At 72.5% G+C, this 24523-nt stretch carries 22 protein-coding genes, 7 tRNA genes and 2 pseudogenes; 10 read left to right on the forward strand and 21 right to left on the reverse strand.

Translation table 11 applies throughout. The annotated features are described in order from the left end of the window. Positions 1-9: 9 nt before the first annotated feature. Complete coding sequence (locus AC5WS8_RS11625) at positions 10-1236, reverse strand: hypothetical protein (protein WP_496103256.1); 1227 nt, start codon at positions 1234-1236, stop codon at positions 10-12. Next, entirely contained in the window at positions 1233-1799 is a 567-nt protein-coding gene (locus tag AC5WS8_RS11630; protein ID WP_496103257.1) for a DUF4365 domain-containing protein, read from the reverse strand. The genes AC5WS8_RS11625 and AC5WS8_RS11630 overlap by 4 nt, the downstream gene beginning before the upstream one ends. Positions 1800-1966: 167 nt before the next feature. Here AC5WS8_RS11630 and AC5WS8_RS11635 point away from each other — a divergent pair, with 167 nt between their 5' ends. Then, positions 1967-2692, forward strand: coding sequence for a 3'-5' exonuclease (locus AC5WS8_RS11635; protein ID WP_496103258.1), 726 nt, complete (start codon positions 1967-1969; stop codon positions 2690-2692). Between the two features lie 57 nt (positions 2693-2749). On the opposite strand, the gene AC5WS8_RS11640 is transcribed toward AC5WS8_RS11635, so the two are convergent. From AC5WS8_RS11640 to AC5WS8_RS11670, 7 genes and pseudogenes are all read right to left on the reverse strand, one after another. Beyond that, positions 2750-4555, reverse strand: a complete 1806-nt coding sequence (locus AC5WS8_RS11640; protein WP_496103259.1) for a DUF2207 domain-containing protein — start codon at positions 4553-4555, stop codon at positions 2750-2752. 162 nt (positions 4556-4717) lie between these two features. Then, positions 4718-4789: transfer RNA gene (locus AC5WS8_RS11645), tRNA-Val, on the reverse strand. 39 nt (positions 4790-4828) lie between these two features. Then, positions 4829-5275: an SRPBCC family protein gene (locus AC5WS8_RS11650; RefSeq protein WP_496103260.1), complete on the reverse strand. Its 447-nt coding sequence runs from the start codon at positions 5273-5275 to the stop codon at positions 4829-4831. Positions 5276-5401: 126 nt separating this feature from the next. Further along, positions 5402-5748: pseudogene (locus tag AC5WS8_RS11655) on the reverse strand (exo-rhamnogalacturonan lyase family protein); the annotation flags it as partial. A 4-nt stretch (positions 5749-5752) separates the two neighbouring features. Beyond that, positions 5753-6938, reverse strand: a pseudogene (locus AC5WS8_RS11660) (ABC transporter substrate-binding protein); the annotation flags it as partial. A gap of 418 nt (positions 6939-7356) precedes the next feature. Then, positions 7357-7428 (reverse strand) — tRNA-Val (locus AC5WS8_RS11665). Positions 7429-7482: 54 nt separating this feature from the next. Further along, on the reverse strand, positions 7483-7920 hold the full coding sequence (locus AC5WS8_RS11670) for a TIGR02611 family protein (protein ID WP_496103261.1): 438 nt from the start codon (positions 7918-7920) through the stop codon (positions 7483-7485). Positions 7921-8110: 190 nt separating this feature from the next. Here AC5WS8_RS11670 and AC5WS8_RS11675 point away from each other — a divergent pair, with 190 nt between their 5' ends. Both AC5WS8_RS11675 and AC5WS8_RS11680 read left to right on the forward strand, forming a co-directional pair. After that, positions 8111-8524, forward strand: coding sequence for an SsgA family sporulation/cell division regulator (locus AC5WS8_RS11675; protein WP_003959770.1), 414 nt, complete (start codon positions 8111-8113; stop codon positions 8522-8524). A gap of 261 nt (positions 8525-8785) precedes the next feature. Further along, positions 8786-9343 (forward strand): CGNR zinc finger domain-containing protein, encoded by a 558-nt coding sequence (locus tag AC5WS8_RS11680; RefSeq protein ID WP_496103262.1) that lies wholly within the window; start codon positions 8786-8788, stop codon positions 9341-9343. A gap of 193 nt (positions 9344-9536) precedes the next feature. On the opposite strand, the gene AC5WS8_RS11685 is transcribed toward AC5WS8_RS11680, so the two are convergent. Together AC5WS8_RS11685 and AC5WS8_RS11690 are read right to left on the reverse strand one after the other, a co-directional pair. Next, positions 9537-9689: a hypothetical protein gene (locus tag AC5WS8_RS11685; protein WP_177198606.1), complete on the reverse strand. Its 153-nt coding sequence runs from the start codon at positions 9687-9689 to the stop codon at positions 9537-9539. 182 nt (positions 9690-9871) lie between these two features. Then, positions 9872-10315, reverse strand: a complete 444-nt coding sequence (locus AC5WS8_RS11690; protein WP_496103263.1) for a hypothetical protein — start codon at positions 10313-10315, stop codon at positions 9872-9874. Positions 10316-10561: 246 nt separating this feature from the next. Here AC5WS8_RS11690 and AC5WS8_RS11695 point away from each other — a divergent pair, with 246 nt between their 5' ends. Continuing rightward, the gene (locus AC5WS8_RS11695) at positions 10562-11086 is read left to right on the forward strand and encodes a DsbA family protein (RefSeq protein ID WP_496103264.1); all 525 of its coding nucleotides are present in this window, start codon (positions 10562-10564) and stop codon (positions 11084-11086) included. A 33-nt stretch (positions 11087-11119) separates the two neighbouring features. Here AC5WS8_RS11695 and AC5WS8_RS11700 read toward each other — a convergent pair whose 3' ends face one another. The 3 genes from AC5WS8_RS11700 to AC5WS8_RS11710 form a co-directional block, all read right to left on the reverse strand. Further along, on the reverse strand, positions 11120-11944 hold the full coding sequence (locus AC5WS8_RS11700) for a GNAT family N-acetyltransferase (protein WP_496103265.1): 825 nt from the start codon (positions 11942-11944) through the stop codon (positions 11120-11122). Positions 11945-11995: 51 nt separating this feature from the next. Then, on the reverse strand, positions 11996-12817 hold the full coding sequence (locus AC5WS8_RS11705; protein ID WP_496103266.1) for an aminotransferase class IV: 822 nt from the start codon (positions 12815-12817) through the stop codon (positions 11996-11998). 101 nt (positions 12818-12918) lie between these two features. Then, entirely contained in the window at positions 12919-13974 is a 1056-nt protein-coding gene (locus AC5WS8_RS11710; RefSeq protein ID WP_496103267.1) for a chorismate-binding protein, read from the reverse strand. Positions 13975-14153: 179 nt separating this feature from the next. Between AC5WS8_RS11710 and AC5WS8_RS11715 the strand changes: the two genes are divergently transcribed. From AC5WS8_RS11715 to AC5WS8_RS11735, 5 genes are all read left to right on the forward strand, one after another. Continuing rightward, positions 14154-14226 (forward strand) — tRNA-Gly (locus tag AC5WS8_RS11715). A gap of 39 nt (positions 14227-14265) precedes the next feature. Then, positions 14266-14339: transfer RNA gene (locus AC5WS8_RS11720), tRNA-Cys, on the forward strand. A 1-nt stretch (position 14340) separates the two neighbouring features. After that, positions 14341-14412, forward strand: a tRNA-Val gene (locus AC5WS8_RS11725). Positions 14413-14430: 18 nt separating this feature from the next. Beyond that, a tRNA-Val gene (locus AC5WS8_RS11730) sits at positions 14431-14502 on the forward strand. 34 nt (positions 14503-14536) lie between these two features. After that, positions 14537-14608: transfer RNA gene (locus tag AC5WS8_RS11735), tRNA-Val, on the forward strand. Positions 14609-14653: 45 nt separating this feature from the next. Here the strand turns inward: AC5WS8_RS11735 and AC5WS8_RS11740 are convergent. The 4 genes from AC5WS8_RS11740 to AC5WS8_RS11755 all read right to left on the reverse strand — a co-directional run bounded on the left by AC5WS8_RS11740 (position 14654) and on the right by AC5WS8_RS11755 (position 16918). Continuing rightward, positions 14654-14944: a TFIIB-type zinc ribbon-containing protein gene (locus tag AC5WS8_RS11740; protein WP_496103268.1), complete on the reverse strand. Its 291-nt coding sequence runs from the start codon at positions 14942-14944 to the stop codon at positions 14654-14656. An 86-nt stretch (positions 14945-15030) separates the two neighbouring features. After that, positions 15031-15951, reverse strand: a complete 921-nt coding sequence (locus tag AC5WS8_RS11745; protein WP_496103269.1) for a phosphotransferase family protein — start codon at positions 15949-15951, stop codon at positions 15031-15033. Positions 15952-16236: 285 nt separating this feature from the next. After that, a complete protein-coding gene (locus AC5WS8_RS11750; RefSeq protein ID WP_496103270.1) occupies positions 16237-16443 on the reverse strand; it encodes a hypothetical protein in 207 nt (68 codons plus the stop codon). Positions 16444-16642: 199 nt separating this feature from the next. After that, complete coding sequence (locus tag AC5WS8_RS11755) at positions 16643-16918, reverse strand: DUF8836 family protein (RefSeq protein ID WP_496103526.1); 276 nt, start codon at positions 16916-16918, stop codon at positions 16643-16645. Positions 16919-17113: 195 nt separating this feature from the next. Here AC5WS8_RS11755 and AC5WS8_RS11760 point away from each other — a divergent pair, with 195 nt between their 5' ends. Next, complete coding sequence (locus AC5WS8_RS11760) at positions 17114-18424, forward strand: serine/threonine-protein kinase (RefSeq protein ID WP_496103527.1); 1311 nt, start codon at positions 17114-17116, stop codon at positions 18422-18424. A 39-nt stretch (positions 18425-18463) separates the two neighbouring features. On the opposite strand, the gene AC5WS8_RS11765 is transcribed toward AC5WS8_RS11760, so the two are convergent. The 3 genes from AC5WS8_RS11765 to cobT form a co-directional block, all read right to left on the reverse strand. After that, on the reverse strand, positions 18464-19282 hold the full coding sequence (locus AC5WS8_RS11765) for a TrmH family RNA methyltransferase (RefSeq protein WP_496103271.1): 819 nt from the start codon (positions 19280-19282) through the stop codon (positions 18464-18466). Between the two features lie 63 nt (positions 19283-19345). Then, positions 19346-20578, reverse strand: coding sequence for a uroporphyrinogen-III C-methyltransferase (cobA, locus tag AC5WS8_RS11770; RefSeq protein WP_496103272.1), 1233 nt, complete (start codon positions 20576-20578; stop codon positions 19346-19348). Between the two features lie 145 nt (positions 20579-20723). Then, on the reverse strand, positions 20724-24323 hold the full coding sequence (cobT, locus tag AC5WS8_RS11775) for a nicotinate-nucleotide--dimethylbenzimidazole phosphoribosyltransferase (RefSeq protein ID WP_496103273.1): 3600 nt from the start codon (positions 24321-24323) through the stop codon (positions 20724-20726). Positions 24324-24523 lie beyond the last annotated feature (200 nt).

The following is a 24523-nucleotide window of genomic DNA, read 5'->3' on the forward strand; positions in this document are numbered from 1 at the left end:
CGAGGGGGCTCAGTCCCCGCCGCACGCCTCCTCGAAGAAGGTCGTGATCTCCGCGGTCTCCTGGAGCGACTTCATCAGCCGGTCCCGCTCGGCCTCGTCGACCTGCACCGGTGCCACCCCGGACGCGGCCGCGAGGCGCCGGAAGCCGCCCCGGCTCTCCAGCCTCCCGTGCACCCTGATCGGCAGCCCGAGGAGGTGGGCGTGGCCCGCGATGCGGTACGACTCCTCGTCCAGGGTCATCCGTACGTGCGGCACCTCGGCCCCGGCGAGGACGCGCAGCCGTACGGTGCCCTCGCCGCGCGGCCCCGAGCGGCGCAGGCGGACGACAGCGCCGGTGATCCGCACCGGGACGGACGGCTCCCCGCGCAGATAGCGGGCTCCGGCCGCGCGCAGGACGGGCAGGTCTCCCGGGGAGAACTCAACCGGTTCGGCGGGCGCCGCACCGCCCTCCGGGACACCCGCGGCGGGCGCCCACTCGACGGCGATCCGGGCGCCTTCGGACCCGCGCACGAGGGTGACCAGCGCCTCGGTCAGCTCGTGGCTCACCCCGGCCTCGACGGCGCTGTCGAAGGCGTCCATGCCGCCGGTGGCCCGCTGGTAGTCGATGGCCTCGCGGGCGGCGTACAGCGCCTGGTGCAGACGTACGGCGAGCGGACGGCCCGTGGCGACGGGCACGAAGGCGGTGAGCCGGCGGCCGCCGGTGGCCGCGCCGATCAGGACGTGCTCGAGCAGCGCGGCGGCGGGCCTGCGGTGCCGGGCGCCGTGATAGCCGGCCCGGGCGCGGGTGGCGAGCGCGGCCGCCAGCAGCATCTGGCGGGCGGCGGTGCGCAACCGGTCCTCGACGTCCCAGGGAGCGGCGCCCACGGGTCCCGTCGGCACGTCCCGCCACCAGTGGATCTCGTCGCTGGGCACGGTGAGACCGACCAGCACGTCGCGGGCGGAGGGCGAGCCGCTGTGGGTCAGGGCGAGGAGCGCCTCGCCGATCAGGTCGTCGCAGTCGGGGAAGGCGCGGCTCTCCGGCACCAGCAGGCTCGTGCCGCTGCCGCCCGGGCCCGGTGGCGTCCAGCGGCCGTAGCGCCCTGGGGCTCCTCCGCGGCGGTGCCAGCCGTGGCGGCGCAGCAGCGCGCCGAGCACGGCCGGGTCGACCTGGTCGGGCGCGGGCGGCCGGGTCCACAGCGACTCGGCCGGGTGCGGCCGGACGGTGCGGGACTGCTCGTCGAGGGGACGGTGTGTCACGGTCTGCCTCCCGTTCCGACCCGGGTCATGATCTCGCACAGGGCGTGGTCGTCGAAGATGCGCGAGGTCGGGACGCGCACGGTGGTGCGGTGCCGGCCCGTGATCGGGTGTCCGGCGAGGTTGGTCCAGTAGCAGCAGTGCCGCAGGTCCAGACGGTCGTGACCGGCCCGCAGCCACTGGTCCTGGGACCGGGGGACGATCATCACCACGAGGATCTTGTGCACGGCGACGGGGGTGCGGGCGAGCTTCGCCAGGTGGTCGTTGTCGAGAGTGAAGGAGAAGGAGCGGCCCGGGGGATTCGGCGGTATCTGGTACGTGCACTTCAGCTGCACCTTGATGGTCACCTCGTCGTCGACCGTGTGGCCGGGCGCGCTGTGGCTGACGTGCCAGTCGATGCCGTTGTCCGGGAAGGGCTGGGACAGCGAGCAGCCGGCCGCCGCGGCGACCGCGTGCAGATAGCCCACCTGCAGTGTCTCCATGCAGGCGGTGGTGGCGAGGGTGCCGCGATGGGGTGCCGTCCGCTCGGGCAGCAGCCCGCCCCGCTCGGGCTGCGCTATCGCCATGACCAACAGCCTTCCAGGCGTAGTGAATCCCCGTTGAGGCCCCTGAACTGCAAAGACCTGTATTCCTGTTGTGTCCTTCCGGCGTACGGCGCAAACGGCCCGGGTATCACCAAACGGGCAGAAGACGGTACGTCAGCTGCCATGGGTGAACGAGGAGTTGGGTAGGCATGACGTTCTGGTACGAGGGCCCGCTCGCCGCGTTCGACACGGAGACCACCGGCGTGGACGTCGAGACCGACCGGATCGTGTCGGCCGCGGTCGTCGTCCAGGACGCTCCGGGGTCCCGGCCGCGGGTGAGCCGCTGGCTGGTGAACCCGGGGGTGCCGGTGCCCGCGGAGGCGACGGCCGTGCACGGGCTGACGGAGGAGCACCTGCAGCGCAACGGCCGCTGGCCGTCGCCGGTGATGGAGGAGATAGCCCGGGAGCTGGGCGAGCAGGCGGGGCGGGGCCGGCCTCTTGTGGTGATGAACGCGCCGTTCGATCTGACGCTGCTGGACCGGGAGTTGCGGCGTCATCGGGCGTCCTCGCTGGAGCGCTGGTTCGCCTCGGCCCCGCTGCGGGTGCTCGACCCTCGGGTGCTCGACAAGCACCTGGACCGCTACCGCAAGGGCCGCCGCACGCTGACCGACCTGTGCGCGCACTACGGGGTGCCGCTGGAGGGGGCGCACGACGCGGCGGCGGACGCGCTGGCCGCGATGGAGGTCGTACGGGCGCTGGGGCGCCGTTTCTCGACCCGGCTGGAGCGGCTCTCCCCGGCGGAGCTGCACACGCTCCAGGCCAACTGGCATGCGGCGCAGGCGCGCGGGCTCCAGGCGTGGTTCGCGCGCAGCGGCTCGGAGGAGATCGTCAGCACGGAGTGGCCCCTGCGGCCGGAGCTCCCGGCTGCGGCATAGGAACCACCCGGGAGGGCGCCTGCCCGAGGACAGGCGCCTGCGGTCACACGGCTGACGTCACCAGGAGCCTCCGCCCCCGCCTCCGCTGCCTCCGCCGACGCCCCCGCCCCCGCCGAATCCCCCGCCTCCCCCTCCACCGCTGCTGCTGCTGGAGGGCGGGGCGGCGCTGGAGGACGAGGAGGCGGTCATCAGGCCGAGGGCGTAGCCGGTGAAGAACCCCGACGTCGCGGTGGATCGGCGCCGGGGAGCGGCCGTCGAGTCCGCGACGGCCTTGTCCCATGCGTACGCCACGTCGAGAGCCACCGCCCACGCGGTGTACAGCGCCAGTCGCCCCTCGTCCAGGGACTCGTCGCCCTGGTGGGAGGACGGGTCCATGAGGTAGCGCCGGAACGCCTCCACCTGGAGCCAGAGCGCGGTGCCCCGCGGGCTGCGGGCCTGCAGCTCCCAGGAGCGCAGCCACAACGCCAGGCCGGCGCCCACCGCGATCACGCCCGCCATGAGGACCGGCCGGCCCGCCGCGTTCCGGCCGCCGCCGAGCGAGGCCCCGACGGCCGTCGTGACGAAGCCGAGCACGGTGGCGGCGATGCCGACGAGGCGTCCGATCCGGGCGAGGCGTGCGCCGGTCTCGTCCCACAGATCACTGTTCTGGTGCCAGGCCGTCAGCTCGCGGTGGAGGCTCTGCCAGCCCGATCTGAAGCGGGCGTCGCGCAGGCCCAGGGTGACCGAGTCGCGCCCCGAGAAGATGCTGCCCAGGACAACCCCGGCGACCGGGTCTCGTGGTGCGGCGGCGGGATCGCGACGTATGAGGGTGGGATACTCCTCGCTTCCCTCGATGGTGAGGTACCCGTCGATCGCCGCGCCGAGCAGCCAGGCCACCTGGTGGTGGTTCTCGACGCGTTCGGCGAGCAGGATCCCGCCCTCGGCCGGGGGCAGACCCTCCGGGGGCACGGGGGAGGGAGTGAGCGAGGCGGCGCGCCGCTCGAGGGCGACGCGCCTCGTCCGGCCGGGCGTGCCGTCGGCTGCTTCCTCGACGATCCGGTCGCGTCCGAGGAGGCGCAGCAGCCCGATCACGGCGGCGGCGGCGACCAGCGCGAGGGCGGACGCGAGCAGGGCCACTCTCCACGGGCTCCCCACGGTCGTGCCGAGGGCCTTCCCGGAAGGCGGCGCCGGCAGGGCGGGCCTCGCTCCGGTCGGCTTCTGGCCGCGAGCGGTGTAGAGGGTGACGCCCTCATGGCCCTTGAGCCGGTCGAGGGTGACGTCGAGCCGGCCGGACCCGTCCTGGCGGGCGGTGCAGGGGCTCTCGGAGCCGTTGGCGCCCCGCACACAGCGTGTGCCGGTGAGTTCGTACGGGGCCACCAGGTGGATCTGTACGTTGGAGCGGTCGACCTGCCATCCGGTGCCGACGGCGTCCCAGGCGATCCTGCCCTTCTGCACGACGTCCGTGAGCGTGTACTGCAGGCGGTACCGGTGCACGCCGGTGACGGAGCCGCCCGGGTCGCCCACCTTGATCCGGGTGGCGATCTCCCGCCGGCCGTCCGGCGCCTCGTAGTAGTCGCCGACGTCCAACTCCCACGGAACCCGGTGGCCGTCCATGGTGGCGACGACCTTGGCGTACTCCTGGTCGTCCATCAGATCCGGCAGATCGCGGTAGATGCCGTGCCGGGTGACGCCGGGGTGTCCGAAGTCGTAGTCGATGACCTCGGTGACGCGGATGCTTCCGTCGGCAGCGACCTCGGCGCCCACCCACATCGTGGTGACGCGCTCCACGTTCCCGCCCGTCCGGAAGAGCGCGACGACACCGCCGAGCAGGAGCGCGACGAAGAAGACCTTGAACCAGGTGAACCGCCTGCGTCCCCTCGTCATGGTCCCGGTCGGCTCGGTTCTCCCGCCCTTCGCAGCACGCAAGAAAATCCCCCCTTTTTACGACGGGGGCCTCCCCAGCCCCCGAAGATCGCGGGAAGGGTATCCCGGCCAGGGGTGAACGAAAAGAGCCGGTCCGCATCATGCGGACCGGCTCTCTCCCGGTGGGCGATACTGGGTTCGAACCAGTGACCTCTTCGGTGTGAACGAAGCGCTCTCCCACTGAGCTAATCGCCCGGGAACGCACTGAACAATACAGGCCCCGGCAGGGTTCCTTCAAACCGCTTCGAGGTACGCCCGCAGTCCGCGCCGCCCTGCCCGCATCATCAGCCGGTGGTTCGCGCGGAAGACCGGCCGCCCCGGCACGGCGAACCTCCTGAGCAGTGGTTTGCTCACGTCGACCACCTGGTCGTAGCGGGCCAGGGTGCCGCGATCCGCCGCGGTGACCGTCCAGCGTGCCCAGCCGTCGAGGTCACCGGACAGCGCGGCCTCCAGGATCCCGGCCGCCGGGTCGCGCCGCACCTGGCAGACGGTGAAGGTCAGGCCGTACGGCAGCAGGGAGCGCACCCGGACGACGCCGGTCGTGTCGTCGAGCCGGGTCACCTGCCGCACCTGGCGCCACCACGCCGGGTACTCCTCGGCGCGCTCCAGCACCGCGTACACGGCGGCGGGCGGCGCGGGCAGGGCCCAGAGGCTGCGGAAGCGGTAACGGGTGTGGTCCACGTACGCAGTCTTCCCGTTCCGCCTCCGGTATCTGAGTACCCGTACTCATGCCGCACGACGTGACGAGCGCCACACTGACGGGTGCGAGCGCCGCCGCCCGTGCGGCGGCGCTCCCCCACCGGCCGCCTAGGACGGCATCCTGTCCCCGAGCAGCGCCAGGTTCTCGATCGCGGCGAGGCCGTAGAGCGCGGTGTCGTTGCTGCACACCCAGCCTGCCTCGCTGCCCGCGACCGGCGTGGCCGGGCCGCTCAGCGACTCCGTCCTCCACGGCGAGGACTCGGTGCAGCCGTCGGAGTTGCAGGACTTGCTCCACGCCCGCTTGGCGAGCGTCGCGTCGCCGGTCTGAACGGCGGCGTACGCGTCGAGGCGCGAGTGGCCCTGGAAGAGGAGCAGGGTGCCGAAGTCGGAGGGGCGTAGCGGGCCTTCTGTTCGGCCCTGGTGGCGTTGAAGTAGCGGCAGTGGTCCAGGTACGCCGCCACCGATGCGCGGGAAAGCGGCCTCGACGGTGTCGGCGCCGGAAGGGTGCGGGGTGATCGTGCCGAGGACCCCGGCCTGGCGGTGTCCTCCTCGTACTGCGCGATCTCCTTGTTGACCTCGTCGGTCGGCTCGAAGGCCTGGTACTGCCGGGTGCTGGCGAGGATGCCGCGGTCGTAGCCCATGCTCTTGCCCACCTAGGGATCGTGGACCATGAAGTTGGTGAACCGGGCGACCTCCTTCGGGTGCGAGGTGCGCGCGGAGGCGCCCAGCATCAGGGAGGCGAGGTACTGGCCGGAGTTCTTGCCGTCCATGGTGGGGACCGGCGCGAGACCGTAGGTGCTGTTCCCCTCGGCCGTCGGACCGTGAAGTTGTCCCAGGCGGATTCGGACGCACCGTGCCCGGCCGAGAGCGAGGACTTGGGCCGGTCCTGGGTGACGATCTTCGGGTCGGTGACGATTCCGGCCTTCACACGGTTGCAGCCGTCCTGCCACCACTCCGTCAGATCGGCCTGGTCGAAACCGAGTCCGTTCCCTGGTGGAGAACGCCTTGCCGTTCTGACGGAGGTGGAGGTCGTACAGGTACACGACGCCGAAGTGGCCCCCGTGTCCCCGGGCACCTTTGGCCCTGCCGTGGACCGCCTTCAGGGCCTTGAGGTGCTCGTCCCAGGCCAGCCCGTCTCCGGCTCGACGCCGGCCTTCTGGAAGAGTGTCTCGTCGATGACGAGCGCCATGGTGTGGGAGCCGACGGGAATGCCGAGCTGCTTGCCGTCGACGTCGCCGACCTTCGTGACACCGGCGCGGAAGTCGCTCAGGCCGAGAGTGCCCGCGTCCATCTGTGACCTGAGGTCGAGGAGAACGCCTCTCTTGTCGTACTTCCCAGGAAAAGTGACGGCGTTCTGGAATACGTCCGGGGGATTTCCGCCGGACGCCTGCATCCGGAACTTCTCCCGGAAAGACCGGTAGTTCTGGAAGTCTGTTTTGACCTTGATCTTCGAATACTTCTTCTCGAAGAGCCTGATGGTTTCATTGATCTTCTTCGCCCGCTCGTCGGCGCCCCACCGCGAGTAACGGATCGTCACGGCACCGTCCGCCGAGGTGCCGCCACCGCCCCCGCAGCCCGTCGTCGCGGCCGGCCCGAGGATGGCCGTCGAGACTCCCGCCGCCTTCAGGATCGTGCCTTTCAGCATTCCCGGTTCCACAGTCGGGCCCCTCCCCGCAGCAACGCAGCCGCTCGCGAACCGTTTCGAGCAAGCGCTTGCCGGCACAAGGCGCGAGGGTGCCCCCCGAGTTCGTCAATGATTCGGACAGGATTCGGTGAGAGGGAAGGAGCGGCAACGGGCGCTGAAGCGGGGCCGGTTCGCGGCCGGAACGACAAGCGCGCAGGTCGTGAGGGCCGCGCCGCCGAGGTCGGCCGGTGCGGCGGCCGGGAGCCGGATGCCGGATTCGGCCGCGCGGGCGGCAGGCACGGTTCCGGGCCCACCCAGGCGCGGCCCGGAAGGCAGGCAGGGGTGAGGAGCCCCCGCCAGGCGAGGCGAGGCCGAGCAGAAAACGACGAGGGCGGAGTGCGCTCGCACGTTCTGCGAGCACACTCCGCCCTCGTTCTTGTGGGCGATACTGGGATCGAACCAGTGACCTCTTCGGTGTGAACGAAGCGCTCTCCCGCTGAGCTAATCGCCCGGGCGCAGGAAGAACATTACCGCATGTCAGGAGATGCCTCCGACCATCGGCCGATCACTCGTCCCTGATGCTCCAGGGCATCGCCAGGCCGAACTTCCAGATGTACAGGCCGACGAGCGCGGCCGCGATCGCCGCGCCGGCTGTCGTCAGGAGGAGGTTGCGGCGCCGCACCCTGGGATCGAGCGCGCGGTGTGTCGCCTCGGTGACCTTCCGCTTCGTCCAGCGCAGCACCAGCTGGGCCCAGACGAACTCGGTCGCCCAGATCGCCATGCCGGCGAAGATCACCAACCAGCCCGGGCCGGGCAGCGGAAGCATGATCACGCCGCCCGCGACCACCGCGAGACCGATGACGAAAACGCCCACCTGCCAGCTGAGGTGCAGCACCCGTCGCGCCTTGATGAATTCCGGCGCCCTGGAACCGAGCGGCCGCTCGGCCTTCGACTCCTCGGCGGCCACGGGAGCCTCACCCCGCTCGTCACTCCCCGTATTCATACAGCCAAACCTACCCGAGAGAAACCAGTCACCGGAATGGACGCATCGCACGAACGATGCCTGGGCCGGACGAGCTACGTAAAGACAGGCAAAACTCCCAGAGGGGTTTACAACGGCACCGTAGGTGGCATGTCGATTTCGCCGACGTGCGAATCCCCGAGCGCACACTGAGCGAAAGGCCCTGGCGCTTATGAACACCACGGTCAGCTGCGAGCTGCACCTGCGCCTCGTTGTGTCGAGCGAGTCCTCACTGCCTGTACCCGCGGGACTGCGGTATGACACGGCCGATCCCTACGCCGTGCACGCCACCTTCCACACCGGAGCCGAGGAGACCGTCGAGTGGGTGTTCGCCCGCGACCTCCTCGCGGAGGGCCTGCACCGGCCCACAGGGACCGGCGACGTCCGCGTCTGGCCGTCCCGCAGCCACGGTCAGGGCGTCGTCTGCATCGCCCTGAGCTCCCCGGAGGGCGAGGCCCTGCTCGAGGCCCCGGCGCGGGCACTGGAGTCGTTCCTGAAGCGGACCGACGCGGCCGTGCCGCCCGGCACGGAGCATCGTCATTTCGATCTCGACACGGAGCTCTCCCACATCCTGGCCGAGAGCTAGAGCAGGACAGCCACGCCACCCGGCGCCGTCCACTCGGGGAGACGGCTCGGGTCAGGACAACCGCATACGGCACACCCGGGCGCCGTCACCGCGAGCCCACGCGGGGACGGTGCTCTGGCCTTTCACGGAAAGCAACTGCCTCCCTGCGCTGCGTGAGATGTCCGAAGCCGGCCCTGCGGCGAGTCCTCTCGGGGCGGGAAACCGCTAGGCTCGGCCACCATCGGCGGGCCTCCGCCCGACCCTCAGGCCAGGGAGCGACACGTGCTGATCACCCATGACACCCGGTGCGCGCTCGATCTCGTGGTGGACCTCGTGAACACCGCACCGGAGGGCGACGAACCTGACGGGCTCACGGACGTCGCCGCCCTCGACGACTTCGCGCGCAGACACGCGGTGAGCGATCTCGGCGTTCTGTCGGAGTTCGACCTGTCGGCGGTGCGCAGGATCCGTGGCCGGTTCGCCGCGGTCTTCGCCGCGACGGAGACCCGGACCGCGGCCGGGCTGATCAACGAACTCGTCGCCGCGGCGGGCACCACGCCCCGGCTGACCGACCACGACGGCTACGACTGGCATGTCCACTACTTCGCCCCCGGCGCCTCCCTGGCCGACCACATCGCCGCGGACTGCGGGATGGCGCTGGCGTTCTTCGTGGTGGCCGGGGAGCAGGAGCGGCTTCGGCGCTGCGAGGCCCCCGACTGCCGACGCGCCTTCGTGGACCTCTCCCGCAACCGATCACGGCGCTACTGCGACAGCCGTACCTGCGGGAACCGCCTCCACGTGGCCGCCTACCGGGCGCGCCGCAAGGAGGCGGCCGGCTGAACGGCGCCTGTGCGGGTGCCGGGGATGCCGGGCGGCCCGACCGCGAGGGGCGGCGGAAACCGACCGAAGGCACTGAGGCGTACGGACACGGCAGCCCATCACCCTGAGTGACCAAGACGGGCTCTTCCCTTCGCCGCCGCCCGGTGGGCTGACGGAGCCCGCGACGGGTGGCGCCAGGGGCTCCGCATACGGCTCACAGCAGCAGCAGATCGTGCAGCGATGCCATGAGCAGCAGACAGCCGATCACCGCAAGGAAGATCATCAGCGGTGGCTGGGAAAGCGCGAAGAGACAACCCCGACGCTCCTCGGGAGGAGCGGCGGTGTCGCTCTGGGTTCTGTCCAGCATCTCGCGGTGATGATGACGCAGCGCGCACGCACCCGGCGATCAACACGCACGGGATGACGATCTGTTCGCCGATTCCGCGAGGTGCGGAACGAAGATGATCTAGGCGTGCCCACCCTTGACCGCCAGGGCGCCGTGACCCGACCGCTCTGACGTCTCCACCCGGCCCGCACCGGGCGAAGGCGTCATATGCCGTGCTTCTTCAGGATGGCCTCGATGTCGCTGAAGTCGTCCGCCGACTCGGCCGCCCGGGGCCCCGCCGCGGGACGGGCCGCCGGAGGGCCCCCTGCGCCGAGCGCCGGCGCGGAGGACGACGGAGCCACCGCCTCCCGCCGCGCGGCACGCGCCGCCCTGCGCTCCTTGCGGGTGCCGCCGCGCCTGCGTTCCACGGCCCGGGTGGTCGTGAACAGCAGCCAGGCGACCCCGAGCACGCCGAATCCCGCCCATGCCGTGGGGCTGAACGCGGTGTCGGCCAGCCAGCCCACCACTCCCGTCATCACGAGGCCGATGGGCACCAGCGCGTAGGCGGCGATACGGGCCGTCGCGAGAAAACGCTTGCGGAAGGCCGTGACCGCGGCGATGCCGAGGCCGGCCGCGGAGACGGCGGAACAGACTGTCTCGGCAATCATCCGGTCCTCCAGGCGGAGATCGGTCGGGTGGACGGGCGGTTCGTCCTTTCCATCCTGCACCGCTCCACGCCACGCGGGCCACGGTCCAAGGACACCTCAGGGACATCTCAGGGTCAGCTCGGGGCCGGCTCCTCCCCGAGGCGGGGCCGTCTCCACTCCTGACCTCACCGGTGCCCGCCACACCTCCACCCCCGGGGTGCGGAGATCGCGCTTGGGGGCCGTCCCGGGTGCTGGGAGACTGTGACCATGAGTGACTCCTCCCCGGCCCGCGCCGCCGCTCCCGTCCTGGACGTCTGGTGCGAACTCCAGTGCCCCGACTGCCGTACCGCCCTCGATGACCTGCGCGCGCTGCGCGCCCGCTACGGCGACCGGCTGGAGCTGCGGCTGAGGCACTTCCCGCTGGAGAAGCACCGGCACGCCTTCGCCGCGGCGCAGGCCGCCGAGGAGGCGGCGGCGCAGGGGCGGGGCTGGCCGTACGTGGAGGCCGTGCTCGGACGGGTCGAGGAACTGGATCGCGAGGGGGAGCCGTTCCTCATCGAGGTGGCCCGCGAACTCGGGCTGGACGCCGAGGAGTTCGACACCGCACTGATCGACGGCCGGCACATTCTGATCGTCGACGCCGACCAGGCCGAGGGCAAGGCGATCGGCGTGACCGGCACGCCGACCTATGTGATCGGTGGTGAGCGCCTCGACGGCGGCAGGAGCCAGGAGGGGCTGCGCGAGCGGATCGAGGAGATCGCGGACCGGCTGCTGGCGGACCAGGGCGCCTGATCCGGCCACGTCCTACCGCAGGGGTTTGTTTTCCTACAGCAGGGGCTTGTACAGGCAGTACTGCGTCGTCCGGTAGCCGAGCGACTCGTAGAGGCGCTCGGCCGGGGTGTTGCCCGCGAACACGTTCAGTCCGAGGACCCGCAGGCCGGCCGTGAGCGTCTGGGCCTCCGCCAGGAGCATGAGGGTGCGGCCGTGCCCCCTCCCGCGGTGGGCCGCGTCGGCCTCCACGTCGAAGACGAAGGCCTTGTCCGCGCGCAGCGCCAGCCACAGTGTGCCCACGGGCGTGCCCACGTGCTCCAGCACGCTGAACGTCATGCCCTTGGTGCGCATGCCCTGAGGCAGGAGCTGATCGTGGTCGCGAAGCGCCTTGGCGTACGCCGCGGCCTCGGGCACACCCCGTTCGATCCAGGTGAGCGCGTAGTGCTCCCGTGCGTACTCCTGCCAGTCCGCGAACTCCGCCTCGGTCATGGGGCGTGCGCGGCTGCCCGGGGGCAGCGGGGGTGCGGTGCCGCCGAGTTGCTTCTCCATGCCGCGGTTGCGCAGGACGTAGCCGAGCGCCTCGGTGAGACGCAGCGCCACCCGCGCGTCGGCGGGGACCACCGCCTCGATCTGCCGGCAGCCCCAGCCCCGCGCCACCTCCTCCGCGGCGAGCGCGGCCACGGTGCCGCGACCGCGCCGACGGTCGGGCTCCTCGATGCGCAGGTCGATGATGCGGGCCACCGACTCGCCCAGGGACGGCGAGGTGCCGAGGTGTATGTCCCCGACGGGACGGCTGTTCACGCACACCCGGTAGCGGCGTGAACGCGTCCCGTCGGCGTGGTGCTGAAGCGGCTCGGTCGGCCGCAGGGTCGTGGTCATCACGGGTGTTCTACCCGCGGCGGCGACCCGCGTCAGCCCGTTTTCCGGGGGTCACGGGTCCAGGTCGTTCCCGGACCGCTCCTCGAAGATCCGCATGGCCTTGGCGGTCACCGGCCCCGGTGCCCCCACGAGTTCCCGGCCGTCGGCCCGGTGCACGGCCTGGACGTCCCGCAGCGTGGACGTGAGGAAGATCTCGTCCGCGCGCTCGAGGACGTCCAGCGGAAGATCCGTCTCCCTGGCGCCGGTCCACTCCACGGTGAGGGCGCGGGTGATGCCCGCAAGACAGCCGGAGGCGAGCGGCGGGGTGTGGATCTCCCCGTCGAGGACGACGAAGACGTTCGACCCCGTGCCCTCGCAGAGCTGTCCGGCCGTGTTGCCGAAGAGGGCCTCGGTCGCGCCCTGCCCGGTCGCCCGCGCCAGCGCGACGACGTTCTCGGCGTACGAGGTGGTCTTGAGGCCGGTCAGCGCGCCGTGTTCGTTACGGGTCCACGGCACCGTGATCACGGCCGTGGAGTCGGGACGCCTGTTGGTGGCCCCCAGGGCGACGACAAGGGTGGGGCCCTGGTCGCCGCGGTCGGAGCCGAGCGGGCCGTGGCCGCCGGTGTACGTGATGCGCAGGCGCCCGAGGGGCACGGGGTTGGCCTCGAGGACGGCGGCGCAGGCGTGGCGGACCTCGTCGAGGTCCGGGTCCGGAAGGCCGAGGCCACGGGCGGAGCGGGTGAGCCGGTCGAGGTGGCGGGTCAGTGCGAACGCCCGACCCTCCACGGCCTTGACGGTCTCGAAGACGCCGTCGCCGACGGTCAGTCCGTGGTCGAAGACGGAGACGCGGGCGGACTCGATGTCCTGCAGCCCACCGTCGAGCCAGAGCTTCACTGGTCGTTACCTCGCAAGATCGTGGCGGAAGCGTCGTGCGACGTGCCGTCCGGCCCCGCGGCCGTGCCGCGGAGCCCCGGACGTGTGCCGCGTGTGAAAGGTCATTCCGGGCCCAGGTCCTCAAGGTCCTGGTACTCCCCCGACGCTACCGCGAGCAGCCGGGCGGCCTTCAGTTCCGTCTCGCGCCATTCGCCCTCCGGGTCGGAGTCCCAGGTGATGCCGGCGCCGGCGCCGAACCGCAGGACGGCCGCGCCGTCGTCGGTGCGGTCCATCCAGAAGGTGCGGATGCCGACGGCCAGCTCGCCCACGCCCCGGTCGGCGTCGACCCACCCGATGCCGCCGCAGTAGGGGCCGCGGGGTGCCGTCTCCAGGGCGTCGATGATCCGCAGCGCGCTCGACTTGGGGGCGCCGGTGATGGAACCGGCCGGGAAGGCGGCGGCGAGCAGCTCCGGCCAGCCGGCGTCCGGGAGGAGTTCACCGCGGACCGTGGAGACGAGGTGGACGAGGCCGGGGTGCTTCTCGACGGCGCACAGGTCGGGAACGGTGACGCTGCCGGTGACGCAGACGCGACCGAGGTCGTTGCGGACCAGGTCCACGATCATCACGTTCTCCGCGTAGTCCTTCTCCAGCAGCTCCGCCTCGGTGCGGGCCGTGCCCTTGATCGGGCCGGACTCGACGGTGCGGCCGTCGCGGCGCAGGAACAGCTCGGGAGAGGCGGTGGCTATCTCCACGCCGTGCTCCGGCAGGCGGATCGTTCCTGCGTAGGGTGCGGGATTACCGCGGGCCAGCACGGCGGCCAGGGCGTCCACGTCGGCGCCGGGCGCGACCGGCGCCGACAGCACACGGCAGAGGTTCACCTGGTAGACCTTCCCCATGGCGATGTGCTCGCGGATCCGGCGCACGCCCGCCGTGTACGCGGCGCGGTCGAGGGAGGACGTCCAGTCACCGGCCTCGGGGCCCCGCCATCCGCCGGGCACGGGCGCCGGTACCGGCGCTTCCCGCACGTCCGCGAAGCGGGCACAGGTCAGACGCCCCTCGTAGTCCGCGCAGACAGCCCAGAAGCCGGCGGAGTCGAGGGCGGCCGGGTCACGGGTGACATCGAGGAGACCGGTGGCGACACGGTCGCCGAAACGGGCGAGAGGAGGCAGGTCGGGCACGCTGTCGAGTCTATGGCGGGTGTCCCGTGGGTGACCCGGGAGTGTCCCGGCGGTGGTCCGGCCGTGTCCCTGACCAGGCGCAGGGCAGCACGCTGCGCAAACGGGTTTTTGTACTGGCCCCGGAATCCGCTAGAGTTCAACACGTCGCCGGGACGCGGAAGCGGTCCGACAAACGACAAGCGGACGTAGCTCAGTTGGTAGAGCGCAACCTTGCCAAGGTTGAGGTCGCGAGTTCGAGCCTCGTCGTCCGCTCGAAGGAACCAGGGGATCCTCCCGACCCCCTGCACTCCTGGTGGAGTGGCCGAGAGGCGAGGCAACGGCCTGCAAAGCCGTCTACACGGGTTCAAATCCCGTCTCCACCTCCAAGGACGATTAGCTCAGCGGGAGAGCGCTTCCCTGACACGGAAGAGGTCACTGGTTCAATCCCAGTATCGTCCACTGGATCTTCGGATCCCCGCGCGATTAGCTCAGCGGGAGAGCGCTTCCCTGACACGGAAGAGGTCACTGGTTCAATCCCAGTATCGCGCACGCAGTGCCCGTGATCTTCGGATCGCGGTCCCGAGGACGATTAGCTCAGCGGGAGAGCGCTTCCCTGACACGGAAGAGGTCACTGGTTCAATCCCAGTATCGTCCACACATCGAAGCCCCCGGCCACGCGGCCGGGGGCTTCTTCGTGGACTCAGCTGGAGAACAGCATGTGCCCGAAGCTCTTGTGCCGGTGGTGGCCGTAGTGGCCGTGGCCACCGTGATGGCTTTCGTGGTGGCCGCCGTGCGGGGCGCCCCACGCGGGAGCGGCCGGGTACGCCGGCGGGGGCGGCGGAGCGGGCTGCGCCCACTGGGCCTCCAGACGGGTGAGCGCCTCCAGCTCCCCGTAGTCGAGGAAGATGCCGCGGCAGCCACTGCACTGCTCGATCTGAACGCCGTTGCGGTTGTACGTGTGCATCGGCGCATGACACTTCGGACACTGCATGCTCGGCTCAACTCCTCGCCGGTCGGTGGGGCTTCGTCAGACAGAGACCCGGTGCGGCCCCGGCCGGTTGCAGGCTGCGGCACAGGTCACTGCGCGAACTGGGGAGAAAACCGGGCCATTCGGGCGCAGGCGTCGACCACGGCCTGTTCCGCCTCGTCCAAGGCGCGGCCGGCGGCGGCGGACTTGGCGACGGCCCGGGCGGCCGTCTGCACGGTGAGGGCGCGGGCGGGAACGTCCAGGGCGGCCCAGGGGTCGCCGGTGGAGGGGACCGCGGGACCGCCCGCCCGGCGGTACGCGGCGAGGAACCTGGCCCACTCGTCCGGGGAGAGCAGACCACAGGCGTACCAGGCGGCCGGGCGGGCCAGGTCCCAGGCCGGTTCTCCGAGGCCCAGGTCGTCCACGTCTATCAGGAGCCAGGGGCCGGTGTCCGCGGGGTGGCGCACCAGCTGGCCGAGGTGGAAGTCGCCGTGACAGAGGCCCCGCGCCGCGGGCATGGGCGCCTCGGCACGGGCCCAGGCCGGGAGGGCGGCCCAGGCGGCGAGCACGCTCGCGGCGGCCGGACGGTGGCGGGCGGCGTGGAGGCGTCGGACGGCACGGGCGGCCTTGGCGGGGCCTCGCATGACCGGGAGGCCGGCGGGGGCGGGCGCCTGGTGCAACCGGGCGAGGAGGGTGGCGGCGGTCTCCCAGGGGGCGGCGTCCGGAGCGTCGGGATCCACGGGGGTGCCGTACGGCCAGCAGGTCACCAGGCGGCCGTGGAGGTCGGCGGGTGCGGCGCGGAGGGGCGCCAGGAGGATCTCGGGGAGGCCGGCCGCGGTACCAAGACGCAGGGCGAGCTCCCCGGGGTCCGTACCCGGGGCGTGCGCCTTGGCGACCGTGTCACCGTGCCGCACGACGGTGCCGTCCCCCCGCTCGGCCAGCACGGCGTCGGGGTGCCCGCAGCCTCCTCCTCGAGGATGAGCCGTACGGCGGGCTTCGGCGGTGAGGGCAACCAGTACGTCGGCGGTCACGGCACTCCCTGAGCGGCACGGAACAGACCCCCGGAGCGTACGCACCCACCGGCGCCCCCGGCCTTACCGGCCACGACCGCGTCGACCGTCCATCGGCAACCACCACGGCGAGCAGCCGGTTACGTGAGAGCGACGCCGGTTCGGGCGCGGAGGCAGTGCAGAATAACGCCCGCGCAGCTCCCCAGCTGCGCGGGCGTTGGTGCCGTCCGTCGTACCCCCGTCCCCACGGGGTTGCATGGGTGGGATGTCCCCGCCCGGACCGCTCTTCCGGGCCTGGGGCGCCGCTCAGCGCCCCAGCATCACGCCCACGGACGACGCTTGTGTGACCACTGCATCCCAGCCGCCGAAGGCGTACACGAGCAGGGCCGCCAGGGGGAGGGCCATCGCGGTCGCCACCAGGGGGTGGCGGCGGCCCGGGCGACGGGTGCCGAACGCGGCGTGCGCCCTGCGCCCCTGCGTGCGGACCAGTGTCCGCGGTGCCGTGTGGGCCATGGTCCCTCTCCTGACCGTGGTGCTGTTGTCGTTGGCAGCGGCGGGTGCCTGACCTCGGGGGACGAGTGCTGCACCCACCGCTTGACCTCAAATCTAGGGTCCGGGCGCCCCCCGGTCGTCATGCCCTCGTACCGATTGCTCGGCCTCCCGGAGGAGGAGCGAGGACCTGCGGTGTACTCCCCTGGGTGGAGACGAGGTCCTAGGTCTCAGGGTCTTCCCGGAGGGGACGCACGGCGTCTCCCTTCTGCTCCGATCCGTCTTCCCGTGGAACCGGCTGCTCCACCAGCGCAAGCACCCGGTTCGCCATGAAGCGGGCGGTCCGCACGACCGTCCCGGAACGCGTGACTTCGCTCACTTCCACCACCCCCCTGCGTACCGCCGTCTCCACCCGGCGGCCCGCCCTGCTCGCCACCACCTCGTACGTACGTGTCGTGTCCCCCGCGTCCACGACTATCTCCACACGATCACCCTTCACGGGTTCAATCCCCCTTCCCCAGCGGGTGTTTGGGATCATGGACGACGCGTCACGCGCCTGCTCGCGCCTGTCCTGACCACCTCTCAAGTCTCCCACGGGGCACTGACAATCGATCGGGCGAGAGGGCGCGGCCTCTGCGCGCACCCGGCCGTGGAAACGTAAGCTGTGGCTCGTCAAACGGACCGGGCAGCGGGGATGGACATGGCGATGATGCGCCTGAGGCGTGAGGACCCGCGTGTCGTCGGCTCGTTCAGGCTTCACCGGCGGCTCGGCGCGGGCGGGATGGGCGTCGTCTACCTGGGCTCCGACAAGCGGGGCCAGAGGGTCGCGCTGAAGGTGATCCGGCCGGATCTCGCGGAGGATCAGGAGTTCCGGTCGCGGTTCGCACGTGAGGTCTCGGCGGCACGGCGGATTCGTGGCGGGTGTACGGCGCGACTGGTGGCCGCCGATCTGGAAGCGGATCGTCCGTGGTTCGCCACGCAGTACGTGCCCGGGCCGTCGCTGCACGACAAGGTCGCCGAGGAAGGCCCCCTCACGGCCGCCGAGGTCGCCGCCGTCGGGGCCGCCCTGTCCGAGGGGCTGGTCGCGGTGCACGAGGCCGGGGTCGTCCACCGGGATCTGAAGCCGTCCAACATCCTGCTGTCCCCGAAGGGGCCGCGGATCATCGACTTCGGCATCGCCTGGGCGACCGGTGCCTCGACGCTCACCCACGTGGGCACGGCCGTCGGGTCGCCCGGCTTCCTCGCCCCCGAGCAGGTACGGGGGGCCGCGGTCACCCCGGCCACGGACGTGTTCGCACTGGGCGCCACACTGGCGTACGCGGCGACCGGAGACTCGCCCTTCGGACAGGGCAGTTCCGAGGTGATGCTGTACCGCGTGGTGCACGAGGAGGCGAAGCTGCACGGCGTGCCGGACGCTCTGGCCCCGCTCGTCCGCGCCTGTCTCGCGAAGGACCCCGACGAACGGCCGAGCACCCTCCAACTCTCGCTGCGGCTCAAGGAGATCGCGGCCCGGGAGACCCAGGGGCTCACCGACGTACGGCCCTCCGACCGGCGCGGCGAGGTGGACCGGCCGTCGGGGCGGCTCGCGCAGCAGTACGCGGAGCAGCGCACCGTGCGCCGCCCGCAGGGGCCGGGCACTCCCCCGCCGCGCAGCAGCGGGTCCCGGCCGGGGCCGCGTCCGACGCCCGAGCAGCGCGGCAACTCGACCCGCTCGGGCGGCCGTCCCGCACCGCGCAGTGGCACCGGGCGGCCGGTGCCCCGTACCACCGGGACCGGGCGGCGCCCGGCCAATCCGCGGCTGCTGCGCCAGCGGATCTTCGTGTTCGTGGTGGTGACGCTGCTGGTGGCGCTGGGCATCGCGGCGGCCCAGGGGTGCCAGGGGCCCGCGCGCGGCATGGACGACGGACGCGTACCCAGGGACGCACGGCCGGAGCAGTCGTACCCCTCTCCGACCGGCGATCTGATGGCCGAGCAGTACCACAGCGCGCTCGGCCGGGACGGGTGACGGGACCCCGGCGGAGGTCCGGCCGAGCCCTGACGGGGCCTAGGAGTGCGGGCGGCCCGTCGCGACCGCATAGAAGGCGACCGCGGCCGCCGCGCCCACGTTGAGGGAGTCGACGCCGTGGGCCATGGGGATGCGGACCCATTCGTCCGCGGCGACCAGCGCCTGGGTGGACAGGCCGTCGCCCTCCGCGCCGAGCATCAGCGCGACCCGGTCCATCGTGTGCGGAGCCGTCTCGTCGAGGGTCTCGGCCTTCTCGTCGGGGGTGAGCGCGAGGAGCGTGAACCCGGCCTCGCGGACCGGCTCGAGGCTCCTCGGCCAGGTGTCGAGGCGCGCGTACGGCACCGAGAACACCGCACCCATGGACACCTTCACGCTGCGCCGGTACAGCGGGTCGGCGCAGTCGGGCGACAGCAGGACCGCGTCCATGCCGAGGGCGGCGGCGGAGCGGAAGATCGCGCCGATGTTGGTGTGGTCGTTCACGGATTCCATGATCACGACCCGGCGGGCGGACGCGAGGAGTTCCTCCGCCGCCGGCAGAGGCTTGCGCTGCATGGAGGCGAGCGCGCCGCGATGCACGTGGTAGCCGGTGACCTGTTCGGCCAGTTCCGGGGTGACCGCGTACACCGGGGCCGGAAGCTCGTCGATGACGTCCCGCATGACGTCGACCCACTTGGCGGACAGCAGCATGGAACGCATCTCGTAACCGGCCGCCTTGGCCCGTCTGATGACCTTCTCGCCCTCGGCGATGAACAGGCCCTCGGCGGGTTCACGCTTGCGGCGCAGCTCCACGTCGGTCAGGCCCGTGTAGTCGCGCAGGCGCGGGTCGTCGGGGTCCTCAACGGTGATGAGATCGGCCACAGGGTGATACTGCCTTGTCCAAGGAGCGGTGCCAACGGCTGGAACGGGACGTGTTACCCCGGGTTACTCGACCGGTCGCGGCCCCACCGTCACGACCTCGCCGATGACGATGACCGCAGGGGGCCTCACGTCCTTCTCCCGTACGGTTTCCGCGACCGTCGCCAGCGTCGCGTCGACGCGGCGCTGGGCCGCCGTCGTGCCCTCCTGGACCAGGGCGACGGGGGTGCCGGGAGCCTTGCCGTGGGCGACGAGCGTCTCGGCGATCTTCCCGATCTTGTCGACGCCCATCAGGATCACGAGCGTGCCGGTGAGATTCGCCAGGGACGGCCAGTCGACCAGCGAGCGCTCGTCGTCAGGCGCGACATGCCCGCTGACCACCGTGAACTCGTGTGCGACACCGCGGTGGGTGACGGGGATACCGGCGGCGCCCGGCACGGAGATCGAGCTGGAGATGCCCGGGACGACCGTGCACGCGATGCCCGCCTCGGCGAGCGCCTGCACCTCCTCCATGCCGCGGCCGAAGACATACGGGTCGCCGCCCTTCAGACGCACCACCGACTTGCCCTGCTTGGCGTGCTCGATCAGCGCGTTGTTGATGGCCTCCTGGGCCATGAAACGGCCGTACGGGATCTTCGCCGCGTCGATCACCTCGACGTGCGGCGGGAGTTCGGCGAGCAGGTCGCGGGGGCCGAGACGGTCGGCGATGACCACGTCCGCCTCGGCGAGGAGGCGCCGACCGCGGACCGTGATCAGGTCCGGGTCGCCGGGGCCGCCGCCCACCAGTGCGACGCCGGGCGTGCGGGTGCGGTGGTGCGGGGCGACCAGGGTGCCGTCGCGCAGGCCCTCCACCACGGCGTCACGGATGGCGGCGGTGTGCCGGGGGTCGCGGCCCCTGGCCTCGGTGGTGAGCACGGCGACCGTGACGCCCTCGCTGTGGCCGGTGGCGGGTGTCCATGCGGTGGCCGCGTCGGCGTCGTCGGAGCGGACGCACCACACCCGGTGCGTCTCGGCCTCCGCCGAGGCCCGGGAGTTGGCTTCGCGGTCGCTGGTGGCGATCAGGGCGTACCAGGCGTCCGCGAGGTCGCCGTCCTGGTAGGGGCGCTTCTTCCAGCTGATCTCGCCCGCGTCCGCCATGGCTTCCACCGAGGGGGTCGCCTCCGGAGAGACGAGGACGATGTCCGCGCCCGCCGCGATGAGCGCCGGGAGGCGGCGCTGGGCGACCTGGCCGCCGCCGAGGACGACGACGCGCCGTCCGGTCAGGCGGAGCCCTACGGGATACGGGGGGTGTTCGGCCATGGAGGTGCGGCTCCTCGTGCGGCGGTGGGGACGGCGGCCTCTGCGGCGTCGGAGGGGCCTGACGTGCGGATTCTAAGGTGCGGACGGCAGGGGCGGCTCATCCGTTCGAAGGCTGGGCCGCCCCTGTACGCCGGCGGGGATGCTCCTACTTCTCGGTGACCCCCGCCGAGTCGAACGTCGCCACCTCGTGCATCGCCCTCGCCGCGCTCTGGACCAGCGGCAGGGCCAGCAGGGCTCCCGTGCCCTCGCCCAGGCGGAGGTCGAGGTCGACCAGGGGGCGCAGGCCCAGTTTGTTGAGGGCGGCCACATGGCCGGGCTCGGCGCTGCGGTGGCCGGCGATGCAGGCCGCGAGGACCTCGGGGGCGATCGCGCGCGCCACCAGGGCGGCGGCGCCCGCGCTGACCCCGTCCAGGATGACCGGGGTACGCAGGGACGCGCCGCCCAGCAGCAGACCCACCATCGCCGCGTGCTCCAGACCGCCGAACGCCGCGAGGACGCCGATCGGGTCGGCCGGGTCCGGCTTGTGGAGTTCGATGGCGCGGCGCACGACCTCCGTCTTGCGGGCCAGCGTCTCGTCGTTGATGCCGGTGCCGCGGCCCGTCACCTCGGACGGGTCGGTGTCCGTGAAGACCGCGATCAGGGCGGCCGAGGCCGTCGTGTTCGCGATGCCCATCTCGCCGGTGAGCAGCGCCTTGTTCCCGGCCGCCACCAGGTCGCGGGCCGTCTCGATGCCGACCTCGATCGCCTGCTTGACCTCCTCGCGGCTGAGCGCGGGACCGGTCGTCATGTCCGCCGTGCCGGCGCGGACCTTGCGCGGCAGCAGGCCGGGAGTGGCGGGCAGGTCGGAAGCCACTCCCACGTCGACGACGCAGACCTCCGCGCCGACCTGGCCCGCGAACGCGTTGCAGACCGCTCCGCCGCCGAGGAAGTTGGCGACCATCTGGCCGGTCACCTCCTGGGGCCAGGGGGTGACGCCCTGGGCGTGCACACCGTGGTCGCCCGCGAAGATCGCGACGGCCGCGGGCTCGGGGATCGGCGGCGGGCACTGCCGGGACAGTCCGGACAGCTGCGCGGAGATGATCTCCAGCATGCCGAGGGCACCGGCGGGCTTGGTCATCCGCTTCTGTCGCTCCCACGCCTCGCCGAGCGCCTTGGCGTCCAGCGGGCGGATACCGGCGACGGTCTCGGCGAGCAGGTCGTGCGGCTCCTCGCCGGGCAGCGCGCGACGGCCGTACGTCTCCTCGTGCACGACCCAGGACAGCGGGCGGCGCTTGGACCAGCCCGCCTGCATCAGTTCGGGCTCCTCCGGGAACTCGTCGACGTACCCGACGCACAGGTACGCCACGACCTCCAGGTGCTCGGGCAGGCCGAGGGCGCGGACCATCTCGCGCTCGTCGAAGAAGCTGACCCAGCCGACGCCGAGGCCCTCGGCGCGGGCCGCGAGCCACAGGTTCTCGACGGCGAGCGCGGAGGAGTACGGCGCCATCTGCGGCTGGGTGTACCGGCCGAGGGTGTGGCGGCCGCCGCGGGTCGGGTCGGCGGTGACCACGATGTTCACCGGCGTGTCGAGGATGGCCTCGATCTTCAGTTCCTTGAACTGCTTCGCCCGGCCCTTGGGCAGCGACTTCGCGTACGCCTCGCGCTGGCGCATGGCCAGTTCGTGCATCGTGCGGCGCGTCTCGGCGGAGCGGATGACGACGAAGTCCCAGGGCTGGGAGTGGCCCACGGAGGGCGCCGTGTGGGCGGCCTCCAGGACGCGCAGCAGCACCTCGTGCGGGATCGGGTCGCTGCGGAAGCCGTTGCGGATGTCGCGGCGCTCGCGCATCACGCGCAGCACGGCCTGACGCTCGGCGTCGTCGTATCCGGGCGCCGCCGGGCCGGTGGACTGTCGTGCTTCTTCCACGGCGGCCGTGCTCTCCTCCTGGTCGGCGGCCCGGGTGTCGAGGTCGTCCGCCTGCTGTGCGACTACGGGCTCCTCGGCGTGCGGCTCCGGGGCGGGTGCCTCGGCCTCGCGGGGGCCGGGGACCATGGCGACGGGCTCCTGCGCCGCCGGTTCCTCCTGCGGGGCGACGGCCGGAGCGGATTCCTCGGCGGGCGGCTGCTCCGGCGCGGGCAGGGGCGGCACGGTCAGGGCGTGCGGTGGGGTGGGAGCAAGGTGCGGGGTGGTCGGCACGGTGCCCTCGACGGGCACGAACCGGCCGAACGACTGGTCCGCCTGGGGCTCCATGGGCGCGTCGCCGCGCACACCGGGGGCATCGGCGGGCGCACCGGGTACGGCGGCCGGCTCGCCGTCCGCCTGCTGCCCCTCGTGCGCCGGGGTGTGGCCGCCCGCCGGCACGGCCTGCGCGGGCTCGGCGACCGGCTGCGCGGCCTCGGGGGCGTGCTGCGGCGCGGGCTCGGCGAACTGCGCCGGCATGTCGGGAATGTGGGCCTCGCCGTCCGCCGGGAGCGCCTGCTGGTCCGCAGCCGGTGCCACGGCCGGGGACCGGCTGGGGTCCTGGACCTGCTCGGCCGGGGCCTGGCCCGGATCGTGGACGTGCCCGGCAGAGGTGTCGGCGACGGGTCCGTGGTCCTGGCCGAGAGCCGCCGGGTGGGTGGCGGGCGCCGCAGTGTGGGCCTCCGGGGCCCGCTGGGCCGCCTCGGCCACCGGTGCGGCCGCGCCGATGTGCGGCACGTCGTCCGCGGGCGGTACGGCCCCGAGGTCCGGGGCGTCGTCCGCCACGGGCGGGGCGTCCGGGACCTGCGGGGCGACGGCGGCGGGTGCCCGGTCCTGCGCGTCCTGCGCGGATACGGCGTGCTGCGCGGGTACGGCTCCGGGATGCTGCGCGGCGTCGCTCTGCGAGCCGCGGTTCTGCGACCCGTCGCCCTGCGAGCGGTCGTGCGGCGCCCCGTCCGGCAGGAGGTGGCCCGGGCCGTCGGCGGCCCGGGCTTCCTCGGGACGGCCGCCCGCGCCCTCCGGGACCGGCAGGCCGTGCCCCGCCTGCGGCGCGTGTGGCGTCGGCTGCGGCACGTGCTGCTGCACCGAGTCGAGCAGCGGGTCAGGGCCCTGAGGAGCCGTCGGCGTCGCCTCGGCGGTCGCGGGCGCGGCTCCCGGAGCGACCGGCACGGCGGTCGGCTCAACCGTCGGCACCGGCTCGGGCGCCGGTGCCGCGACGGCCGTTTCCGCGGCCGTCCCCTCGGCGCCCGTCGGCGGCACGGTGTGCTGCTGCGGTGGAGGCCCCCACGGCACCGCTCCCTGCGGGGAGTTCTCCCCCGGCTGCGGCACGTCGAGGTACTCGGGCCCGGTCGTGGGCGGCCCCGAGGGGCGCATCGGGGCGTCCGCCGGACCGCGGTCGGAGAGCGTACGCACGGGGCTCGCGGAGGTGTCCGGGATGGGGGGGCCGAGGTGCAGCGGGCGGCGCGGGGCCGCCGGCTGCGGCGCGGGCGCCGGAGGTGGCGTACGGACCGCGCCCAGGTCGATGGAGCCGCTGTCCCGGCCGGCCGCCTCGTGGGGACCGGGCTCGTGAAGGCCGGGCTCTTGGGGACCCGGCTCGTGGGGGTACGGCGCCGGAGCCGGGGCCTGCTGGGGCATCTCGGTGCCCCACGCGCCCTGCTGGCCCGGCATCAGGAGCAGGTCGTCGTCCTCGGGAGCGCTGCCGGAAGGGTCGAGGTAGGTGTACGCGCCCGGCGCGAGGACGCCCGGCTGCTCCACCATGCCTGCGTTCTCCGGCAGCCCCTCGCCCGGGACCTGGCCGGTGTCGGTCATGCGTACCCCTCGCCCATCGGTTAGTGCTTCTACGACCAGCTGGCCCGGAACGGTGCGCCGACCGCCCGCAGTGAAGAACGAGCGTGCTTGCCCAGCGGCACGAACGACCCGCCCACAATGACGACAAAGCCATTGAACGGCATTGTCCCGGTCATGCCGCCGTCGCGACAGGGTGATCCGCGACGGCCCGCTGTGGACTG

It is taken from the genome of Streptomyces sp. PTL18 (assembly GCF_059510295.1).